General features: G+C 58.6%; 19 protein-coding genes. 15 read left to right on the top strand and 4 right to left on the bottom strand.

The features are described from left to right. Positions 1 to 3: 3 nt before the first annotated feature. The 15 genes from HVZ37_RS01355 to nikR all read left to right on the top strand — a co-directional run bounded on the left by HVZ37_RS01355 (position 4) and on the right by nikR (position 13615). Positions 4 to 426, top strand: a complete 423-nt coding sequence (locus tag HVZ37_RS01355; protein ID WP_042998503.1) for a thioesterase family protein — start codon at positions 4 to 6, stop codon at positions 424 to 426. Further along, positions 423 to 1028 carry an outer membrane lipoprotein carrier protein LolA gene (locus tag HVZ37_RS01350; RefSeq protein WP_044263906.1) on the top strand — a complete coding sequence of 202 codons (606 nt, stop codon included), beginning with the start codon at positions 423 to 425 and terminating at the stop codon, positions 1026 to 1028. Before HVZ37_RS01355 ends, HVZ37_RS01350 begins: the two co-directional genes overlap by 4 nt. Then, positions 997 to 3315 (top strand): MMPL family transporter, encoded by a 2319-nt coding sequence (locus HVZ37_RS01345; RefSeq protein WP_181628043.1) that lies wholly within the window; start codon positions 997 to 999, stop codon positions 3313 to 3315. Before HVZ37_RS01350 ends, HVZ37_RS01345 begins: the two co-directional genes overlap by 32 nt. After that, on the top strand, positions 3312 to 3971 hold the full coding sequence (locus HVZ37_RS01340; RefSeq protein WP_181628042.1) for a DUF3261 domain-containing protein: 660 nt from the start codon (positions 3312 to 3314) through the stop codon (positions 3969 to 3971). Before HVZ37_RS01345 ends, HVZ37_RS01340 begins: the two co-directional genes overlap by 4 nt. A gap of 1 nt (position 3972) precedes the next feature. Continuing rightward, the gene (locus HVZ37_RS01335; protein WP_044263911.1) at positions 3973 to 5142 is read left to right on the top strand and encodes a beta-ketoacyl-[acyl-carrier-protein] synthase family protein; all 1170 of its coding nucleotides are present in this window, start codon (positions 3973 to 3975) and stop codon (positions 5140 to 5142) included. After that, positions 5139 to 5615, top strand: a complete 477-nt coding sequence (locus HVZ37_RS01330; protein WP_044263913.1) for a 3-hydroxy-fatty acyl-ACP dehydratase — start codon at positions 5139 to 5141, stop codon at positions 5613 to 5615. Before HVZ37_RS01335 ends, HVZ37_RS01330 begins: the two co-directional genes overlap by 4 nt. Continuing rightward, entirely contained in the window at positions 5612 to 6343 is a 732-nt protein-coding gene (locus HVZ37_RS01325) for a 3-ketoacyl-ACP reductase FabG2 (protein ID WP_054176495.1), read from the top strand. Before HVZ37_RS01330 ends, HVZ37_RS01325 begins: the two co-directional genes overlap by 4 nt. Next, on the top strand, positions 6340 to 7569 hold the full coding sequence (locus HVZ37_RS01320; RefSeq protein WP_044253626.1) for a beta-ketoacyl-ACP synthase: 1230 nt from the start codon (positions 6340 to 6342) through the stop codon (positions 7567 to 7569). The genes HVZ37_RS01325 and HVZ37_RS01320 overlap by 4 nt, the downstream gene beginning before the upstream one ends. Before the next feature lies 1 nt (position 7570). Continuing rightward, a complete protein-coding gene (gene acpT, locus HVZ37_RS01315; RefSeq protein ID WP_044327811.1) occupies positions 7571 to 8155 on the top strand; it encodes a 4'-phosphopantetheinyl transferase AcpT in 585 nt (194 codons plus the stop codon). A gap of 136 nt (positions 8156 to 8291) precedes the next feature. Further along, positions 8292 to 9866, top strand: a complete 1575-nt coding sequence (gene nikA / locus HVZ37_RS01310; RefSeq protein WP_181628453.1) for a nickel ABC transporter substrate-binding protein — start codon at positions 8292 to 8294, stop codon at positions 9864 to 9866. After that, a complete protein-coding gene (gene nikB / locus HVZ37_RS01305) occupies positions 9866 to 10810 on the top strand; it encodes a nickel ABC transporter permease subunit NikB (RefSeq protein WP_044253638.1) in 945 nt (314 codons plus the stop codon). The genes nikA and nikB overlap by 1 nt, the downstream gene beginning before the upstream one ends. Beyond that, positions 10807 to 11640 carry a nickel ABC transporter permease subunit NikC gene (gene nikC, locus HVZ37_RS01300; RefSeq protein ID WP_042998516.1) on the top strand — a complete coding sequence of 278 codons (834 nt, stop codon included), beginning with the start codon at positions 10807 to 10809 and terminating at the stop codon, positions 11638 to 11640. The genes nikB and nikC overlap by 4 nt, the downstream gene beginning before the upstream one ends. After that, the gene (gene nikD, locus HVZ37_RS01295; RefSeq protein ID WP_181628041.1) at positions 11640 to 12404 is read left to right on the top strand and encodes a nickel import ATP-binding protein NikD; all 765 of its coding nucleotides are present in this window, start codon (positions 11640 to 11642) and stop codon (positions 12402 to 12404) included. Before nikC ends, nikD begins: the two co-directional genes overlap by 1 nt. After that, complete coding sequence (gene nikE / locus HVZ37_RS01290) at positions 12401 to 13201, top strand: nickel import ATP-binding protein NikE (protein ID WP_099433903.1); 801 nt, start codon at positions 12401 to 12403, stop codon at positions 13199 to 13201. The genes nikD and nikE overlap by 4 nt, the downstream gene beginning before the upstream one ends. Positions 13202 to 13213: 12 nt before the next feature. After that, complete coding sequence (gene nikR, locus HVZ37_RS01285; RefSeq protein ID WP_042323093.1) at positions 13214 to 13615, top strand: nickel-responsive transcriptional regulator NikR; 402 nt, start codon at positions 13214 to 13216, stop codon at positions 13613 to 13615. A 93-nt stretch (positions 13616 to 13708) separates the two neighbouring features. Here nikR and HVZ37_RS01280 read toward each other — a convergent pair whose 3' ends face one another. From HVZ37_RS01280 to HVZ37_RS01265, 4 genes are all read right to left on the bottom strand, one after another. Beyond that, positions 13709 to 14833: an ABC transporter permease gene (locus tag HVZ37_RS01280; RefSeq protein ID WP_044327558.1), complete on the bottom strand. Its 1125-nt coding sequence runs from the start codon at positions 14831 to 14833 to the stop codon at positions 13709 to 13711. Continuing rightward, positions 14833 to 17571: a ribosome-associated ATPase/putative transporter RbbA gene (gene rbbA, locus HVZ37_RS01275; RefSeq protein ID WP_181628040.1), complete on the bottom strand. Its 2739-nt coding sequence runs from the start codon at positions 17569 to 17571 to the stop codon at positions 14833 to 14835. The genes HVZ37_RS01280 and rbbA overlap by 1 nt, the downstream gene beginning before the upstream one ends. Beyond that, positions 17568 to 18635, bottom strand: coding sequence for an HlyD family efflux transporter periplasmic adaptor subunit (locus tag HVZ37_RS01270; RefSeq protein ID WP_042998521.1), 1068 nt, complete (start codon positions 18633 to 18635; stop codon positions 17568 to 17570). Before HVZ37_RS01270 ends, rbbA begins: the two co-directional genes overlap by 4 nt. 321 nt (positions 18636 to 18956) lie before the next feature. Next, positions 18957 to 20150: an NAD(P)/FAD-dependent oxidoreductase gene (locus tag HVZ37_RS01265; protein ID WP_042998522.1), complete on the bottom strand. Its 1194-nt coding sequence runs from the start codon at positions 20148 to 20150 to the stop codon at positions 18957 to 18959. Positions 20151 to 20249 lie beyond the last annotated feature (99 nt).

Here is a 20249-nt window from a genome sequence, read left to right as displayed (position 1 = left end):
AGGGTGCTGAACGATCCCCGCTTTACGGCTGAAGTCGAGCTGACCATTCCGTTTCATGACGTCGACATGATGGGCGTGGCGTGGCACGGCAACTACTTCCGCTACTTCGAAATTGCCCGCGAAGCGCTGCTTAACCAGTTCGACTATGGCTATCGCCAGATGAAAGCCTCCGGCTACCTGTGGCCCGTGGTGGATACCCGCGTGAAATACCGCCATCCGCTGACCTTTGAGCAGCGCATTCGCGTGCGGGCGCGTCTGGAAGAGTTCGAAAACCGCCTGCGCATTGGCTATGAAATCTTCGATGCTGAAAGCGGGAAACGCGCGACGACGGGCTACACCATTCAGGTCGCGGTGGAAGAGAAAAGCCGCGAAATGTGCTTCGTCTGCCCGGACATTCTGTTTGAACGAATGGGGGTGACGCCATGAGGTTTCTGCCGCTGCTGGCACTGCTCGTCAGCCCGTTCGTCAGCGCCCTGACACTGGATGAACTGCAACAACGCTTTACCGAACAGCCGGTGATCCGCGCGCATTTCGATCAAACCCGGACGATAAAAGATCTGCCGCAGCCGCTGCGATCCGCAGGAACGATGTTGATCGCCCGCGACCAGGGGCTTTTGTGGGATCAAACCCGTCCGTTCCCGATGCAATTGCTGCTGGACGATACGCGAATGGTGCAGGCCATCAACGGTCAGCCGCCGCAGACTATCACCGCCGATAACAACCCGCAGATGTTCCAGTTTAACCACCTACTGCGCGGGCTGTTTCAGGCCGACCGCAAAGTGCTGGAGCAAAACTTCCGCGTGGAGTTTGCAGATCGCGGAGAGGGCCGCTGGACGCTACGCCTGACGCCTGTCACCACGCCACTGGATAAGATCTTTGCCACCATCGACCTGGCCGGAAAAACCTATCTGGAACGTATTGAGCTAAACGACAAACAGGGCGACCGTACGGATATCGTGCTTTCCCAACACCAACTGACGCCTGCGCAACTGACTGATGACGAACGCCAACGCTTTGCCGCCCAGTAAACGCCCCGCGCTGTTATGGGGAATCGCCTGCATCATGATGCTGGGCGTGTTGCTGATGTTGCTGCCTCAGGCGCGGCTCAACAGCAGCGTGCTGGCGATGCTGCCAAAACAGGCGCTGGGAGCGATTCCGCCAGCCCTGAATGACGGCTTTATGCAGCGTCTTGACCGCCAGCTGGTCTGGTTGGTCAGTCCCGGTAAAAAGGCGGACCCGACAATCGCCCGTAACTGGCTGGCGATGCTGCAACAATCACAGGCGCTGGCTGAGGTAAAAGGCCCAATGGATGCCAACAGCCAACAGGCGTGGGGCGCGTTCTTTTGGCAGCACCGCAACGGTTTGATCGACCCGCAAACTCGCGCCCGCCTACAAAACGGCGGCGACGCGCAGGCGCAATGGATCCTGTCTCAGCTCTATTCCGCGTTTTCCGGCGTCAGCGGTAAAGAGCTGCAAAACGACCCGCTAATGCTGATGCGCGGCTCACAGTTAGCGATGGCCGAAAATGGTCAGCGTCTGCGGCTGATGGACGGCTGGCTGGTGGCGCAGGACCGCGAGGGAAATTACTGGTATCTGCTGCATGGCGAACTGGCCGGTTCGTCGTTCGATATGCAACAGACGCATCATCTGGTGACCACGCTCAGCGCGCTTGCAGAGGCGCTGAAAGCGCGCTATCCCCAGGCGCAGCTACTGTCGCGTGGCACGGTATTCTACAGCGATTACGCCAGCCAACAGGCAAAACAGGATGTCTCCACGCTTGGCGTGGCGACAGTGCTGGGCGTGCTGCTGCTGATTGTCGCGGTGTTCCGCTCGCTGCGCCCGCTGCTGCTGTGTCTGCTGTCGATTGGCATTGGCGCGCTGGCGGGAACCGTCGTCACGCTGCTGTTCTTCGGTGAACTGCATCTGATGACGCTGGTGATGAGCATGAGCATCATCGGCATCTCCGCCGACTACACGTTGTATTACCTGACCGAACGGATGGTGCATGGCGCGGAAACCTCGCCCTGGCAAAGTCTGGCAAAAGTGCGAAATGCCCTGCTGCTGGCGCTGCTGACCACCGTCGCGGCCTACCTGATTATGATGCTCGCCCCCTTCCCCGGCATTCGCCAGATGGCGGTATTTGCGGCGGCAGGACTGAGCGCCTCGTGCCTGACGGTGATTTTCTGGCATCCGTGGCTGTGTCGCGGGCTACCGGTGCGTCCGGTTCCGGCGATGGTGCTGATGCTGCGCTGGCTTGCCGCCTGGCGACGCAATAAAACGCTTTCCGTCGGTTTGCCGGTGGCACTCGCGCTTTTCTCACTGGCTGGTCTGGCGACCCTACGCGTGGATGATGATATCTCCCAGTTGCAGGCGCTGCCGCAGCACATTCTGGCGCAGGAAAAAACCATTACTACGCTGACCGGACAGAGTGTCGATCAGAAGTGGTTTGTGGTGTACGGCGACTCCGCCCAGCAGACGCTGGAACGGCTGGAAGCCTTTGTCCCCGCGCTGGCGCAGGCGAAAAAAGAGGGACTGCTCAACGGCTATCGCACGATCCCGTTGAATTCACTGGCTCGTCAGCAGCAGGATCTCGCCTTGCTGAAAAACGCTGCGCCCACGGTCATTCAGGCCCTGAACAACGCTGGGCTGACGACGGTCAATCCCGATCTAGCCCCTATGCCGGTAACCGTTGACGCCTGGCTTGCCAGCCCGGCCAGCGAAGGTTGGCGACTGTTGTGGTTGAGCCTGCCTCACGGCGAAAGCGGTGTACTGGTGCCCGTGGAAGGCGTGACCCAGAGCGCGGCGCTCAACGCGCTTAGCGAGAAATATCCCGGTGTCGCGTGGGTCGATCGCAAAAGCACCTTTGACAACCTGTTTGCACTGTATCGCAACGTACTGACCGGTTTATTGTTTATCGCGCTGGCGGTAATTGCCTGCGGCGCGATCGCGCGGTTAGGCTGGCGCAGAGGATTGGTCAGCCTCGTGCCGTCGGTGCTCTCTTTGGGTTGCGGTCTGGCGGTGCTGGCATTGAGCGGGCATGCGGTCAATCTGTTCTCGCTGTTGGCGCTGGTACTGGTGCTGGGGATCGGCATTAACTACACGCTGTTTTTCAGTAATCCGCGTGGGACGCCGCTCACTTCCCTGCTGGCTATCACACTGGCGATGATGACCACTCTGCTGACGCTCGGCATGCTGGTCTTTAGCGCCACCCAGGCGATCAGCAGTTTTGGCATTGTGCTGGTCAGCGGCATTTTTACCGCGTTCCTGCTTTCCCCTCTGGCGATGCCGACGAAAAGAGAGAAAAAACGAAAATGATTAAACATCTTTTTGCCGGATGGCGGCTACGCCTTATCCGGCCTGGCGGGTCAACAGGTTGGCGTAGGCCCGATAAGCGTAGCGCCATCGCGCAGTTAGCGCTGGGCCTCTTTGCACTGTTACTCACCGGCTGCAGCCACTCGCCAAAAGATCAGCAAGGCCGCCCGCAGGCGTGGCTGGAGCCAGGTACGCGGGTGATGCTGCCTGCACCGGGCATCTCTCCGGCAGTGAACGCTCAACAGTTGCTCACCGGCAGTTTTAACGGCAAAACCCAGTCGCTGCTGGTGATGCTGAATGCCGATGATAAAAAAATCACGCTGGCGGGGCTGTCGTCGGTGGGTATTCGTCTGTTCCTCGTCACTTACGATGACAAAGGGTTGCACACCGAGCAGTCCATCGTGGTTCCACAATTGCCGCCCGCCAGTCAGGTGCTGGCTGACGTCATGCTCAGCCACTGGCCGATTAGCACCTGGCAGCCGCAGTTGCCGAAAGGCTGGACGTTGACGGACAGCGGCGACAGGCGTGAACTGCGTAATGCTCGCGGCACGCTGGTGACCGAAATCACCTACCTGAACCGCAAAGGCAAGCGCGAGCCGATCAGCATCGAACAGCATGTCTTTAAATACCACATCACCATTCAATATCTGGGTGACTGATATGATTTACATTTCTGCGGTGGGCATGATTAACGCCTTGGGCAACGATACCGATGAAATCGCCGCCAACCTGACGCATGGCGTTGCACCCGGCATGCGCCCGCGCACCGGCTGGTTACAGGGGCATCCGCACGCGGTACTTGCTGGCGTGGACGGCGAACTGCCCGCCATCCCGGATGACTTTAGCGCCCACCGTTCGCGCAACAATCAGCTGCTGCTGGCGGCGCTCAGGCAGATCCAGCCGCAGGTGGATGAGGCCATTGCGCGCTACGGTCGCGATCGGGTTGCGGTGGTGCTCGGCACCAGCACGTCCGGTCTGGATGAAGGCGACACACACGTTAACCTGACGCTGAACGGCGAAGAGAGCCATCACTGGCAGTACGCGCAGCAGGAACTGGGCGACCCGTCGCGCTTTCTCAGCCACTGGCTGAAGCTGGACGGCCCGGCATTCACCCTCTCCACCGCCTGCTCCTCCAGCGCTCGCGCTATCATCAGCGGACGCCGCTTAATTGAATCCGATCTCGTGGACGTCGCCATCGTCGGCGGCGCAGATACCCTGAGCCGGATGCCGATCAACGGCTTCCACAGTCTCGAATCGCTCTCGCCGACGCGCTGTCTGCCGTTTGCCCGCGACCGAAGCGGTATTACTATTGGCGAAGGCGCGGCGCTGATGCTGTTGACCCGCGAGCCACAGCCCATCGCGCTGCTTGGCGTAGGGGAATCCAGCGACGCGCACCATATTTCGGCACCGCACCCGGAGGGCGTTGGGGCAATTCGCGCCATCCAGCAGGCGCTGGACAATGCCGGTCTCACCCCCGAACAGGTGGGTTACATCAATCTGCATGGCACCGCCACGCCGCTGAACGACCAGATCGAATCCAGGGTGGTCAACGCGCTGTTTGGCGAGCGCGTCCCGTGCAGCTCGACCAAACACCTGACTGGCCACACGCTGGGCGCGGCAGGGATTACCGAAGCGGCGCTCAGCATGCTGATGTTGCAGCATGACCTGCCCCTGCCAGTACAGGACTTTAGTCTGTCGCCGCGCGATCCGGCGCTGCCGCCCTGCGGCATCATCGAGCAACCTCAGCCGCTTGAACGCCCGTTTATCTTGTCGAATTCGTTCGCCTTTGGCGGCAATAACACCAGTATTCTGCTCGGGAGAATGTCATGAGCCACTATTTATCACCCGGCGAATACCTGCCGCACGACGCGCCCATGCTGCTACTCGAAGAGGTGGTTCGCGTGGGCGAAGACACCGCTATTTGTTGCGTCACGGTGGCGAGCGGCGGCGTTCTCGCACCGTTCCTTGATCCGCAAGGCAATTTACCCGGCTGGTTCGCACTGGAACTGATGGCGCAGACCGTCGGCGTCTGGTCCGGCTGGCACCGCCATCAGCAGGGTCAGGGAGCGATCTCACTCGGGATGGTGCTCGGCGCGCGCGAACTGATTTGCACAGCCGGCGTTCTGCCCGCAGGCAAAACCGTATCCATTACCGTTAAGTTGCTGATGCAGGACGACCGTTTCGGCAGCTTCGAATGCGCGATTACCGCCGACGAAGAGACACTGGCGACAGGCCGCGTTAATACCTTCCAGCCATCGGCAGAAGAACTTCATTCTCTATTTCAACAAGGAGCGTCCGCATGAGTCGTTCAGTTTTAGTTACCGGCGCCAGCAAAGGCATCGGTCGCGCAATCGCCCGCCAGTTGGCAGCGGACGGCTTTGTGGTCGGCGTCCACTACCATCGTGATGCACAGGGCGCGCAGGAGACGCTGGATGCCATTCTCGCCGTCGGTGGCGCAGGGCGTCTGCTCAGTTTCGACGTGGCGAACCGCGAGCAGTGCCGCGAAGTACTGGAACAGGATATCGAGGCGCATGGCGCATGGTACGGCGTAGTCAGCAATGCAGGCATTGCCCGCGATGCCGCCTTCCCGGCACTCAGCGACAGTGACTGGGACACGGTGATCCACACTAACCTCGACAGTTTTTATAACGTCATTCAGCCGTGCATCATGCCAATGATCGGCGCGCGCCAGGGCGGTCGGATTATCACCCTGTCGTCGGTGTCCGGCGTAATGGGCAATCGTGGGCAGGTAAACTACAGCGCCGCCAAAGCCGGGATTATCGGCGCCACCAAAGCGCTGGCGATTGAACTTGCGAAACGCAAAATAACCGTCAACTGCATCGCGCCGGGGCTGATCGACACCGGAATGATCGAAATGGAAGAGGCCGCGCTGAAGGAAGCGATGGCGATGATCCCAATGAAACGCATGGGTCAGGCGGACGAAGTCGCCGGGCTTGCCAGCTATTTGATGTCGGATGTGGCGAGCTACGTCACCCGTCAGGTGATTTCCATCAATGGAGGGATGTTATGACACGTCGCGTGGTGATAACGGGCATGGGCGGCGTCACCGCCTTTGGGGAAAACTGGCAGGATGTTTCCGCCCGACTGCGGGCCTATGAAAACGCCGTGCGCAAAATGCCGGAGTGGCAGGTTTATGACGGGCTACATACCCTGCTGGGCGCGCCGATCGATGATTTCACGCTGCCGGAGCATTACACCCGTAAGCGCATCCGTGCGATGGGTCGCGTGTCGTTGATGTCTACCCGCGCCACCGAACTGGCGCTCGAACAGGCTGGACTGATTGGCGACGACGTGCTCACCAACGGAGAAACGGGTATTGCGTATGGCTCATCCACCGGCAGTACTGGCCCGGTGAGCGAATTTGCCACCATGCTGACCGAAAAGCACACCAATAACATTACCGGCACCACCTATGTGCAGATGATGCCGCACACCACCGCCGTCAATACCGGGCTGTTTTTCGGCCTGCGCGGACGCGTGATCCCCACCTCCAGCGCCTGCACGTCCGGCAGCCAGGCGATTGGCTATGCGTGGGAAGCGATTCGCCACGGTTATCAAACCGTGATGGTAGCAGGCGGCGCGGAAGAGTTGTGCCCGTCGGAAGCGGCGGTGTTTGATACGCTGTTCGCCACCAGTCAGCGCAACGATCAACCGAAAACCACGCCGTCGCCGTTCGATGAACAGCGCGATGGGCTGGTGATTGGCGAAGGCGCCGGGACGTTGATCCTTGAAGAACTGGAACACGCCAAAGCACGCGGCGCGACGATTTACGGTGAAATCATCGGGTTTGCCACCAACTGCGACGCCGCGCATATCACCCAGCCACAACGGGAAACCATGCAAATTTGCATGGAACAGTCGCTGAAAATGGCAGGATTAAACGCGCTGGATATCGGCTATATTTCCGCACACGGCACGGCGACAGATCGTGGCGATATTGCGGAAAGTCAGGCGACTGCCGCAATTTATGGCGATAATGTGCCAATCTCCTCGCTGAAAAGTTATTTTGGGCATACCCTTGGTGCCTGTGGCGCGCTGGAAGCCTGGATGAGTCTGCAAATGATGCGTGAAGGCTGGTTTGCGCCTACGCTAAACTTAAAACAGCCCGACGCCAACTGCGGCGCGCTGGATTACATCATGGGTGAAGCCCGCAAGATTGATTGTGAATTCTTACAGAGCAACAACTTTGCGTTTGGCGGCATCAATACGTCCATCATCATTAAACGTTGGTCCTGACATGTATCGGATCGTACTGGGAAAAGTTTCGACACTCAGCGCAGGCACCTTGCCGTCTGCGTTAACCGATCTGGCGCCGCAGGGTCCGCGACGCGCACGCTGGCTGGCCGGTCGCGTTCTGCTTTCCCATACCCTCTCGCCGCTGCCGGAGATTGTTTACGGCGAACAGGGGAAACCCGCGTTTTCACCCGAGACGTCGCTGTGGTTCAACCTGAGCCACAGCGGTGACGATATCGCCCTGCTGCTGAGCGACGAAGGCGAAGTGGGTTGCGATCTCGAAATCATCCGCCCGCGCGCCAACTGGCGCTCGCTGGCAAATGCGGTCTTCAGCCTCGGCGAACATGCCGAAGTGGAAGCGGAACATCCGGATCGGCAGCTCGCCGCCTTCTGGCGCATCTGGACGCAAAAAGAGGCAATCGTGAAACAACGCGGCGGCAGCGCGTGGCAGATCGTCAGCGTCGACAGCACCTTTGACTCCGGGCTTTCGCTGAGCCATTGCCAGCTCGATAACCTGAGCCTGGCCGTCTGCACTCCCACGCCCTTTACCCTGAACGCAGACGCGGTGCAGTGGCTGGAAACGGTCTGACATCGCAAACATACGATTTTCGTATAATTCGCGTGTTTGACCGCCCTTCTCTTGATCCAGAACACGTCAAAAGTATGATGATTCTTTAGAATCGTCATACTCATTAAGTCGTACCTCTACATCATTCGGGATCACCATTTTGTCCAGACTACGCCGCACACTTTTTGCGCTGCTGGCCTGTGCGTCATTCCTTACGCACGCCGCTGCCACTGATGAAATTACGACCGCCTGGCCGGTCAACGTTGGGCCGCTTAACCCTCATCTGTATACCCCTAACCAAATGTTCGCCCAGAGCATGGTCTATGAGCCGCTGGTAAAGTATCAGGCCGATGGTTCGGTCATTCCGTGGCTGGCAAAAAGCTGGACCCACTCAGCAGATGGCAAAACCTGGACATTCACCCTGCGTGATGATGTGACCTTCTCAAATGGTGAAGCGTTCGACGCCCATGCGGCGGCGGAAAACTTCCGCGTGGTGCTCGATAACCGCCAGCGTCACGCCTGGCTGGAACTGTTCAATCAGATCGTCGATGTGAAAGCGCTCGACAAAAACCAGCTCCAAATCACCCTGAAAAGTGCCTATTACCCGTTCCTGCAAGAGCTGGCGCTGCCGCGCCCGTTCCGGTTTATCGCGCCGTCGCAATTTAAAGACAACGAAACGATGCGCGGTATTAAAGCGCCGATTGGCACGGGGCCGTGGGTACTGAAAGCGTCGAAGCTCAATCAGTACGATGTGCTGGTACGCAACGATCGCTACTGGGGTGAAAAACCACAGATTCAAAAAATTACCGTCAAAGTGATCCCGGATCCGACGACCCGCGCTGTCGCGTTTGAAACAGGCGACATCGACCTGTTATACGGTAACGAAGGGGTGTTGCCGCTCGATACCTTCGCCCGCTTCAGTCAGAACCCGAACTACCGCACCCAGCTTTCTCAGCCGATTGAAACGGTAATGCTGGCACTCAACTCAGCGAAAGCACCGACCAATGAACTGGCAGTACGTGAAGCGCTGAACTATGCGGTGAACAAGAAATCGTTGATCGACAATGCGCTGTACGGCACGCAGCAGGTCGCCGACACGCTGTTTGCACCTACCGTTCCTTATGCCAACGTTGGCCTGAAGCCACGTCAGTACGACCCGCAGCAGGCGAAAGATCTGCTTGAAAAAGCCGGCTGGACGCTCCCCGCCGGCAAAGACATTCGTGAGAAGAACGGCCAACCGCTGCGCATTGAGCTGTCATTCATTGGCACCGACGCGCTGAGCAAATCGATGGCTGAAATTATTCAGGCCGATATGCGCCAGATTGGCGTTGATGTTGCACTTATTGGCGAAGAAGAGAGCAGTATTTATGCCCGCCAGCGCGACGGACGCTTCGGAATGATCTTCAACCGCACCTGGGGCGCGCCGTACGATCCGCACGCCTTTATGAGTTCGATGCGCGTGCCGTCACATGCGGATTACCAGGCTCAGCAGGGGTTAGCTGACAAAGCGTTAATTGATAAAGAGATTGGTGAAGTACTGGAAACCACCGACGACACCCAGCGTCAGGCGCTGTACAAAGACATCCTGACCCGTCTGCACAACGACGCGGTCTATCTGCCCATCAGCTATGTCTCGATGATGGTGGTCGCCAGACCTGAACTGGGCACAATTCCGTATGCGCCTATCGCCTCTGAAATCCCGTTTGAACAGATTAAACCGGTGAAACCCTGATGTTGCGTTATGTACTGCGGCGCATTCTGCTGCTGATTCCGATGATTTTCGCCGCCTCGGTGATTATCTTTCTGATGCTGCGCCTGGGCACCGGCGACCCGGCGCTCGACTATCTTCGCTTATCGAACCTGCCGCCGACGCCGGAAATGGTGGCCTCAACCCGCGTGATGCTGGGCCTTGATCAGCCGCTTGTCGTGCAGTACGGCACCTGGCTGTGGAAGGCGCTGCATCTGGATTTTGGCATCTCGTTCGCCACCCAGCGCCCGGTGCTGGATGACATGCTGAATTTCCTGCCCGCGACGCTGGAGCTGGCGGGCGCGGCGCTGGTGCTGATCCTGCTGACTTCCGTGCCGCTCGGTATCTGGGCGGCGCGTCACCGCGACCGTCTGCCGGATTTCGTCGTGCGACTGATTGCCTTCCTCGGCGTGTCGATGCCGAACTTCTGGCTCGCCTTCCTGTTAGTGATGTTCTTTTCGGTCTGGCTGCAATGGCTGCCCGCAATGGGCTACGGCGGCTGGCAGCATCTTATTTTACCCGCGGTGTCGATCGCCTTTATGTCCCTGGCGATCAACGCCCGACTCCTGCGCGCCAGCATGTTAGAAGTCGCCGGGCAGCGTCACGTCACCTGGGCGCGTTTGCGCGGGTTGAACGACAAACAAACCGAGCGCCGCCATATTTTGCGTAATGCGTCGCTGCCGGTCGTCACCGCGGTCGGGATGCACATCGGCGAACTGATTGGCGGGACGATGATTATCGAGAACATCTTTGCCTGGCCGGGCGTCGGCCGCTATGCCGTGTCGGCGATATTTAACCGCGACTACCCGGTGATTCAGTGCTTTACGCTGATGATGGTGGTGGTCTTCGTGGTCTGTAACCTGATTGTTGATCTGCTGAACGCCGCGCTGGACCCACGCATTCGTCGTCATGAAGGAGCGCACTCGTGAACTTTTTCCTCTCTTCACGCTGGTCGGTTCGTCTGGCCATGATTGTCATCGCCCTGCTGGCGGTGATTGCGCTGACCAGCCAGTGGTGGCTGCCGTATGATCCGCAAGCGATCGATTTACCCTCGCGCCTGTTGGCCCCGGACAGCCAGCACTGGCTGGGTACGGACCATCTGGGACGCGACATTTTCTCTCGCCTGCTGGCGGCGACCCGCGTGTCGCTGGGTTCGGTGATGGCCTGTCTGCTGCTCGTGCTGGCGCTGGGACTGATTGTTGGCGGCAGCGCTGGACTGCTGGGTGGTCGTGTCGATCAAGCCACCATGCGCGTCGCCGATATGTTTATGACCTTCCCGACCTCCATTCTGTCGTTCTTCATGGTCGGCGTGTTGGGCACGGGACTCACCAACGTGATTATCGCCATCGCCCTGTCACACTGGGCGTGGTATGCGCGGATGGTGCGCAGCCTGGTCATCTCTCTGCGTCAGCGCGAGTTTGTTCTCGCATCACGGCTTTCCGGCGCAGGTCATGTCCGGGTATTCATCGACCATCTGGCCGGGGCGGTGATCCCGTCTTTGCTGGTGCTGGCCACGCTGGATATTGGACATATGATGCTGCACGTTGCCGGGATGTCTTTCCTCGGCCTTGGCGTGACGGCACCGACGGCGGAATGGGGGGTGATGATTAACGACGCCCGCCAGTATATCTGGACTCAGCCGCTGCAAATGTTCTGGCCGGGGCTGGCGCTGTTTATCACCGTGATGGCCTTCAACATGGTGGGTGACGCCCTGCGCGATCACCTGGATCCTCATCTGATCACGGAGCATGCCCACTGATGCCACAGCACATTGAACTGCAAAACATCGCTTTAGAGGCCGATCGCCCGCTGGTGCACGGTGTGTCGTTAACGCTCAAACGCGGACGTGTGCTGGCGCTGGTGGGTGGCAGCGGTAGCGGTAAATCATTGACCTGCGCGGCGGCGCTTGGGATTTTGCCCGCTGGTGTGCGCCAGACAAACGGAACGCTGCTCGCTGACGGAAAACCGGTGTCGCCTCGATCCCTGCGTGGGTTCAAAATTGCCACCATTATGCAAAATCCGCGCAGCGCGTTTAATCCCCTGCATACGATGGCGACCCACGCACGGGAAACCTGTCAGGCGTTGGGTAAACCGGCAGATGACGCCACGCTCGTCAACGCCCTGCAAGCCGTGGGCCTGGAGCAGGCCGATCGCGTGCTGAAGCTCTACCCGTTCGAGATGAGCGGCGGCATGCTACAACGCATGATGATCGCGATGGCGGTACTGTCCGATGCGCCGTTTATCATCGCCGATGAGCCGACCACCGATCTGGATGTGGTGGCACAGGCGCGCATCCTCGATCTGCTGGAGAGCATTATGCAGAGCCGAGCACCGGGCATGCTGTTGGTGACTCACGATATGGGTGTGGTCGCGCGACTGGCCGACGATGTGGCAGTGATGGATAACGGAAACATCGTCGAACAGGGTAACGTGGAAACCCTGTTCAGGACACCCCAACACGCCATCACCCGCGGTCTGGTGTCGGCACATCTCGCTCTGTACGGTATGGAGTTAGCCTCATGACTTTACTCAGCGTCACAGACCTTTCTCATCAGTACGCCCACGCCAGCCTGGGCGGAAAACATCAGCATCAGCAGGTGCTGAAAGCGGTCTCTTTGCATCTGAAAAGCGGCGAAACCGTTGCCTTGTTAGGGCGCAGCGGCTGCGGAAAAAGCACGTTAGCGCGTCTGCTGGTCGGTCTGGAATCGCCCAGTCAGGGAAGCGTAAGCTGGCGCGGTGAACCGCTGGCAAAACTGAACCGGGCTAAACAAAAGGCGTTTCGCCGCGATATCCAGATGGTCTTTCAGGATTCCATTAGCGCAGTGAATCCGCGTAAAACCGTCTGTGAGATCCTGCGTGAGCCGATGCGTCATTTACTCTCGTTGTCCAAAGCCGAACAGCTGGCGCGGGTACGCGAGATGCTTCACGCCGTCGATCTGGAGGAAAACCTGCTGGATAAACGTCCGCCACAGCTCAGCGGCGGTCAGCTCCAGCGCGTCTGTCTGGCCCGCGCACTGGTGGTAGAGCCGAAACTGTTGATTCTCGATGAAGCGGTGTCGAATCTCGATCTGGTGTTGCAGGCAGGCGTCATTCGTCTGCTCAAAAAAATACAGCAGCAGTTTGGTACCGCCTGCCTGTTTATCACCCACGATCTGCGGCTGGTGGAACGATTTTGCCATCGTGTGATGGTGATGGAGGACGGGCAGATCGTTGAGACACAGACTGTGGGTGAGGCATTAACCTTTTCCTCCGAGGCCGGTCGTGTGCTACAAAAGGCGGTACTCCCCGCATATCCCGTGCGCCGTCGCGCCATTTCGTAAGGTTGATATCTGATGCAACGAGTCACCATCACGCTTGATGACGATTTACTGGAAACGCTGGATAGCCTGAGCCAGCGCCGTGGTTACAACAACCGCTCCGAAGCCATTCGTGACATTCTGCGCGGCGCGCTGGCGCAGGAAACCACGCAAGAGCACGGCACCCAGGGCTTTGCGGTGCTCTCCTACGTGTATGAACATGAGAAGCGTGATTTAGCCAGTCGCATTGTCTCAACGCAGCACCATCACCATGATTTGTCCGTCGCCACACTGCATGTGCATATCAACCATGACGACTGTCTGGAGATTGCCGTCCTGAAAGGCGACATGGGCGATGTTCAACATTTTGCCGATGATGTTATCGCCCAGCGCGGCGTGCGCCACGGCCATTTGCAGTGTTTGCCGAAGGAAGAGTAAGCCTCAACGATGCCGCCGGGGGCGCTGCGCTTGCCCGGCCTGCCTTTGCACTCCCGTAGGCCGGATAAGACATCGTCGCCATCCGGCATCTGATTACGCCATCGTGCCAATCGTCTTTCTGAACCGCAGCAATGCGATCAGGAAGAACGCCGCGCCAATGGCGAGAAGCGTCAGAAACTGCGGCCAGACAATGCTGAACCCGGCGCCGCGATAGAGTATGGCCTGCGCAAGACTGACAAAATGCGTCGTTGGCATCGTCAGCATGATGTCCTGCACCACCTGCGGCATGCTTTCGCGCGGCGTGGAGCCGCCGGAAAGCATTTGCAGAGGCAAAAGCACCAGAATCATCAACAGCCCCAATTGCGGCATGGAGCGCGCCAGCGTACCCATAAAAATGCCGATCGACGTGGTGGCGAACAGACTCAGCGCCACACCCAACATGAACAGCGGAATGGACCCTTCAATTGGCACGCCGAGCGCCCCTTTCACCATCAACATCAGCGACAGCCCCGAGACCACCAGCACCACCAGTCCCATTGACCAGACTTTCGCCATCATGATCTCAAACGGGGTGATCGGCATCACCAGCAGGTGTTCCACCGTACCGTGTTCACGTTCGCGTATCAGCGCCGAACCGGTCAGCACAATCGCCAGCATGGTGATGTTATTGATGATCGCCATCACCCCGCCAAACCACGCCGGATCGAGGTTCGGGTTGAAGCGCATTCGGGTCTCCAGCGAAACCAGCGGTTCACTGTTATCGCGATAACGCGCGACAAAACTGTTCACTTCGCCGCTGATGATATTCTGGATGTAGCTGTTGCCAGTGAACGCCTGGCTCATGCGCGTGGCGTCAACATTCACCTGAATATCGGGTTGCCTTCCGGCCAGCACGTCCCGTTGAAAGTTTGGCGGAATATTGACCGCAAAGGTATAGCGACCCGCATCCAGCCCGGCATCCATCTCATCGGCGGTGATCATCTCCGGCGGTAAAAACCACGGACGGTAGAAGCTGTTGACGATACGGTTCGAGAGTTGAGACTGGTCCATATCGGCAATGGCAATCGGCGCGAGATGCAGCGACCCCGGCAGCACGGTCGCGGAGGAGTACACCGAGACGGTAAAGGCAAACACGATCAGCGTCAGCATCGCCTTATCGCCCAACAGACTGCGCAACTCCTTGATGCCTAAATTATAAATATTGCGTAGTCGGCGCATCACCCCTCCTGTTTTTTCAGCAACAGCACGCTCAGCCCCATCACCACCGGAATGGCGATCAGCAGCGGTACAAACAGCGGCCAGAGATCGGTAAGATCCAATGCTTTCGAGAATGTGCCCCGGGCGATCGTCAGGAAATGGCTGGTTGGATAGATCTCGCCGATCCACCGTCCCGGTCCTTCCAGCGACGCCACCGGATCGATCATCCCGGAGAACTGCGTCGCCGGGATCAGGGTAATGATGGACGTGCCAAAAATTGCCGCAATCTGACTCTTCATGAACGTGGAGATCAGCAGCCCCATTCCCGTGGCGATGGTGACATACAATAGCGCGGCCAGGCTGAGCGTGAGGAAACTGCCCTTGTGCGGTACGCCAAACACAAACACCGACAGGGCGCACAGCAGCAGGAAGTTCAGCATCCCCAGCGCGATATACGGCAACTGTTTACCGAGCAAAAATTCACTGCGGGTGGTGGGCGTGACATACAGATTGATGATCGACCCCAGTTCTTTTTCCCGCACCACGCTCAGTGCGCTCAGCATCGACGGGATCATCATCAGCAACAGCGGAATGACCGCCGGAACAATCGCTGGCAGGCTTTTCACATCCGGGTTGTAGCGATAGCGTGTTTCAATGGTCATGAGTCCACTCTGCCCTACTGGCATCGGCTGGCGGCTCGCCACGTCCTGTAGCCAGCTCTGGTGCATCGCCTGCACGTAGCCTTTTACCGTCTCGGCACGGCTGGGCATGGCGCCATCCACCCAGACGCCAATCTCCACCGGCGTCCCGCGCGCAATGTCACGACCAAAGTTAGGTGGGATTTCGATGGCTACTGCCACCTCGCCGGAACGCATCCGCCGGTCGAGATCGTCATAGCTGGTCAACGGCGGTTGTTCAATGAAGTAGCGTGAGCCTGCCAGATTCAATGACCAGGCCTGGCTGCTGACGGTTTGATCGCGATCGAGCACGGCAAAACGCAGGTTTTCGACGTCCATGCTGATGCCGTAACCCATGATCAGCATCAGGATCACCGTGCCCAGCAGCGCCAGCGTCGAACGCACCGGATCGCGCCTGAGTTCCAGCGCTTCGCGACGACTGTAGCTGAACAATCGCCGCAGGCTGAATCCCTGACGCGGTGGCTTCGCCTCTTCATGCTTTGTGTCCACCGGCACAGAGGTTTCAGGCGCCGGGCCCGCAGCCTCCTGGAGCCAGGAGATAAACGCCTCTTCAAGGCTTGTAGCCCCGCGCCGCTCAACCAGTTCCTGCGGCGTACCGCTGGCGAGCACTTTTCCAGCATGCATTAACGACATACGGTCACAGCGCTCGGCTTCGTTCATAAAGTGAGTGGAGATAAAAATGGTCACTTTGTCCTGACGCGACAAATCGACCATCAATTGCCAGAACATGTCCCTCGCCACCGGGTCAACGCCGGAGGTCGGTTCGTCGAGGATCAACATTTCCGGGCGATGGATCACCGCCACTGCCAGCGACAGCCGCTGTCGAATGCCTAGCGGGAGCGACTCGGGCAACGAATCCTCAACCTCCGCCAGCATAAAACGTTCGCTCATCTCCTGAACGCGTCGGGGGATTTCCGCTTCCGGGATGTGAAACAACCGGGCGTGGAGTTCAAGGTTCTGTCGAACGGTCAGCTCGCTGTACAGCGAAAACGCCTGCGACATGTAGCCCACCCGACGACGGGTGTCGATATCCTTCGGGTCGACTGGTTGACCGAACAGCCAGGCCTCCCCTTCACTGGCAGGCAGCAGCCCGGTCAGCATCTTCATGGTGGTCGATTTACCGCAGCCGTTGGAACCGAGGAAGCCAAAGATCTCCCCACGCGGGATGCGGAAGTTGACGTGATCGACGGCGACAAAATTGCCAAAGCGCATGGTCAGGTCTTTTGCCTCAATGGCGATCTCTTCCTGCTCTGCGTGATACGGCGGAATCACCACCGGCTGATACGCCTGCCGCTGCGCCTGCGGTAACAGGGCGATAAACGCCTGCTCCAGCGTCGCGCTGGCGGTTTTATCGCGGAGTTCCTGCGCGCTGCCGGTCGCCAGCACCTCGCCTGCGTTCATCGCCACCAGCCAGTCGAAACGCTCGGCCTCTTCCATATACGCCGTCGCCACCAGCACACTCATGTTGGTCTGCCGCTGACGAATATTCTCTATCAGATCCCAGAACTGGGCGCGAGACAGGGGATCAACGCCGGTGGTCGGTTCATCCAGTATCAATAATTCCGGGTCATGGATCAGCGCACAGCACAGACCCAACTTCTGTTTCATCCCGCCCGAGAGTTTCCCCGCCGGACGATCGCGAAACGGCGCCAGACCGGTGCTGTTCAGTAACTCCGTAATCCGCGCTTCGCGCTCGGCTTTGTCATGACCGAACAAACGGGCGAAGAAGTCGACGTTCTCATACACCGACAACGTGTGATACAGGTTTTTTCCCAGGCCCTGCGGCATCCACGCAATACGCGGGCAGACGTCACGACGGTGTTTCGGATCGCGCATATCGCCGCACAACACCATGACGTTGCCTTGCTCAATCACCCGGGCACCGGAAATGAGCGACAGCAGGCTTGATTTCCCCACGCCGTCGGGGCCGATCAACCCCACCATGCAGCGCGCGGGGATATCCAGCGTGATGTTATTCAGCGCCACCGTGGTCCCGTAATGCTGACTCACGCCGTCAAGGTGCGCCACGGGAGGAACGGGAACCAGCGCCAGAGCGGTCATTGCGGCAACCTCACCGCCAGCGAGTCAGGCCAGGGAAGCTGTTCGTTCAGTCTCACCCACGCCATGCCTGGCAAGCCGGTTTTGACATATTCCAGATGCTGCTGGAGTAATTCAGGGGGGATCCGCGCCTTGACGCGAAACATCAGCTTCAGGCGCTCATCGCTGGTTTCAACGGTTTTCGGCGTGAACTGCGCGACGCTGGCGACAAAACTGATCGTGGCGGGAATACGCAGGTCCGGCGCGGCATCAAGCACCAGACGGGCTTCACCGCCAATTTTCAGCAGACCTGCTTGTTCGGTGGGCAGAAAGAATGTCATGTAAACATCGCTGAGATCGACCATATTCAGCACCCGACCGCCCGCCGCCAGCACTTCGCCCGGCTCCGCCACGCGGTACTGAACCCGGCCATCACGCGGGGCTTTAAGCTCGCTGTCTTCGATATCCGCGACAATCCGCCGTTCGGTCGCCTGCGCGGCGTCGACGCGGGTTTGCGCCTGGATAATGCTGGTGCGCGCGGCTTCAATCGCTGCTTTCGTCGCAGAGACCTGCGCCTTTGCCGACTCCAGCGCCGCGCGTGCGCTTTCCGCGGCGGCACGATCGTCATCCAGTTGTTGCGCCGAGACCGCGCCACGCTGGGAGAGCGAGCGGGAACGGACGTGACGTTTGGAGACGGAATCCAGCTCGGCTTCACGCTGTTTCACTACCGACTGGGCAGCGCGGGTTTCGCTTTGCCGCTGTTCGAGCAGCGCCCGTGCAGCCGCCACGGCGCTTTCGGCCTCTTTGATTTGTGCGATGGCTTCCAGCCGTTGCTCCTGCAACACGCGGGTATCCATCTTCGCCAGCACTTCGCCCTGGCGAACGAACTGCCCCTCCGTCACGAGGATGGTATCAATACGTCCGGCGATTTTGGTGGCAATGTCCACTTCCGTCGCCTCGATTCTGCCGTTGCTGGCAGCAAAACCGTCCGGTACGCCTGCGGGCCGTAGACCCCACCACACGCCAGCAGCGATCACCACCAGTGCGCCCACAACCCACCACGTCAGATGACGTTTAATGTTGTCCATAATCGACCCGCCATAATCCCTGTTAGAAAACAATGCGTGTCACAAAACCCCACTGAACGGGCGTTCAGCGGTATCTTCCCTCCGGGATGAGAAGGAAAAAGTGAGAGTAGCCGGGCGGCGTACAGACGTCATGACTGCGCTCGCCGTGAAGGAAAGTGAATGACAGAGAAGTGCGAAAAACGGGTAGTAATGTTGTCATCATCAGCGTTCCTGGCCGTAAATGAAACACGCATACTCATAGCTAGTATCAATGGAATACTAGCATCATTATGGGTGATGTCTATTCGCTTATGGTTGGTAATGATATACAGGGTGAATGACTTACTCCCCGGCAAGATCCTGTGCACATGCCCAGGCGCTGGACCACGCCCACTGGAAGTTATAACCGCCCAGCCAGCCGGTGACGTCCATCACTTCGCCGATAAAGTAAAGACCCGGCACCTTGCGCGCTTCCATGGTACGTGACGACAGTTCGTGGGTGTCTACCCCGCCAAGCGTCACTTCTGCCGTGCGATAGCCTTCAGTGCCGTTCGGCTGTACGCGCCAGTCGGTCAACGTGTCGATCAGCGTCTGCTGGTCGCGCACGTTGAGCTGTTTGAGCGAGACGTCAGGGATCTGCCCGAGCTGTTGCAGGCACTCGACCAGACGCTTCGGCAGCAGCATCGCCAGCGTATTCTTCAGGCTTTGATTCGGATGGGCGCTGCGCTGTTCGTTCAGGACGTCATTCAGACTGACATCTGGCAGTAAATTAATGCTGACAAATTCGCCTGGCTGCCAGAAGCTGGAAATTTGTAAAACCGCAGGACCAGAAAGGCCGCGATGGGTAAAGAGCAGATTTTCACGAAAGACGGTACCGTCCTGTGCGGTGATGACCGACGGAACGGAAACGCCAGACAGCACCTGAAGCTGCTCCAGCAGCGGTTTGTGCAGGGTAAACGGCACCAGCCCGGCGCGGGTTGGCAGAACGTTCAGACCAAACTGTTCGGCAATTTTATAGCCAAACGGTGACGCGCCCAGACCGGGCATCGACAGTCCGCCGGAGGCAATCACCAGCTTTTTCGCACCGACAGTCGCCCCGTTCAGCGCCAGCGTAAAACCGTCGTCATCCTGCGCAACGCTCAGCACTTCACTGCGTAAGCGCAGGGTTACATTGCCTTTTTCACATTCCGCCACCAGCATATCGACGATTTGCTGCGCGGAGTCATCGCAAAAAAGTTGCCCGAGCGTTTTTTCATGCCAGGCGATGCCGTGCTTACTGACGAGATCGATAAAATCCCACTGGGTATAGCGCGCCAGCGCAGATTTGCAAAAATGCGGGTTTTGGCTCAAATAAGCCGCTGGCTCAACATAAAGGTTGGTAAAGTTGCAGCGACCCCCACCGGACATGAGGATCTTGCGGCCAGGCTTCTTTCCATTATCAATAAGCAGCACCCGACTGCCGGCCTGTCCTGCCTGTGCTGCACAGAACATACCTGCCGCGCCAGCGCCTATAATAATGGCATCAAACCTTTCCACTTTACGTTCCTCTCTGAATTCAGGGCGTGAATTGTAAAGTTATCTCAGTGGTCGCACCAGCGACAAAATCCGTGGGAAGAAGTATTTATATGAAATATA

Origin of the sequence: Citrobacter sp. RHB35-C17, from assembly GCF_013816795.1 — a bacterium.
In the GTDB taxonomy this organism is placed as follows: domain Bacteria; phylum Pseudomonadota; class Gammaproteobacteria; order Enterobacterales; family Enterobacteriaceae; genus Citrobacter_A; species Citrobacter_A amalonaticus.
This window is presented reverse-complemented; position numbering and strand designations above follow the sequence as displayed.

Coding starts and splice junctions, on each gene's coding strand:
- HVZ37_RS01350 (WP_044263906.1), top strand. CDS start 423: ATGAGGTTTCTGCCGCTGCTGGCACTGCTCGTCAGCCCGTTCGTCAGC.
- HVZ37_RS01345 (WP_181628043.1), top strand. CDS start 997: ATGACGAACGCCAACGCTTTGCCGCCCAGTAAACGCCCCGCGCTGTTA.
- HVZ37_RS01340 (WP_181628042.1), top strand. CDS start 3,312: ATGATTAAACATCTTTTTGCCGGATGGCGGCTACGCCTTATCCGGCCT.
- HVZ37_RS01335 (WP_044263911.1), top strand. CDS start 3,973: ATGATTTACATTTCTGCGGTGGGCATGATTAACGCCTTGGGCAACGAT.
- HVZ37_RS01330 (WP_044263913.1), top strand. CDS start 5,139: ATGAGCCACTATTTATCACCCGGCGAATACCTGCCGCACGACGCGCCC.
- HVZ37_RS01325 (WP_054176495.1), top strand. CDS start 5,612: ATGAGTCGTTCAGTTTTAGTTACCGGCGCCAGCAAAGGCATCGGTCGC.
- HVZ37_RS01320 (WP_044253626.1), top strand. CDS start 6,340: ATGACACGTCGCGTGGTGATAACGGGCATGGGCGGCGTCACCGCCTTT.
- acpT (WP_044327811.1), top strand. CDS start 7,571: ATGTATCGGATCGTACTGGGAAAAGTTTCGACACTCAGCGCAGGCACC.
- nikB (WP_044253638.1), top strand. CDS start 9,866: ATGTTGCGTTATGTACTGCGGCGCATTCTGCTGCTGATTCCGATGATT.
- nikD (WP_181628041.1), top strand. CDS start 11,640: ATGCCACAGCACATTGAACTGCAAAACATCGCTTTAGAGGCCGATCGC.
- nikE (WP_099433903.1), top strand. CDS start 12,401: ATGACTTTACTCAGCGTCACAGACCTTTCTCATCAGTACGCCCACGCC.
- nikR (WP_042323093.1), top strand. CDS start 13,214: ATGCAACGAGTCACCATCACGCTTGATGACGATTTACTGGAAACGCTG.
- HVZ37_RS01280 (WP_044327558.1), bottom strand. CDS start 14,833: ATGCGCCGACTACGCAATATTTATAATTTAGGCATCAAGGAGTTGCGC.
- rbbA (WP_181628040.1), bottom strand. CDS start 17,571: ATGACCGCTCTGGCGCTGGTTCCCGTTCCTCCCGTGGCGCACCTTGAC.
- HVZ37_RS01270 (WP_042998521.1), bottom strand. CDS start 18,635: ATGGACAACATTAAACGTCATCTGACGTGGTGGGTTGTGGGCGCACTG.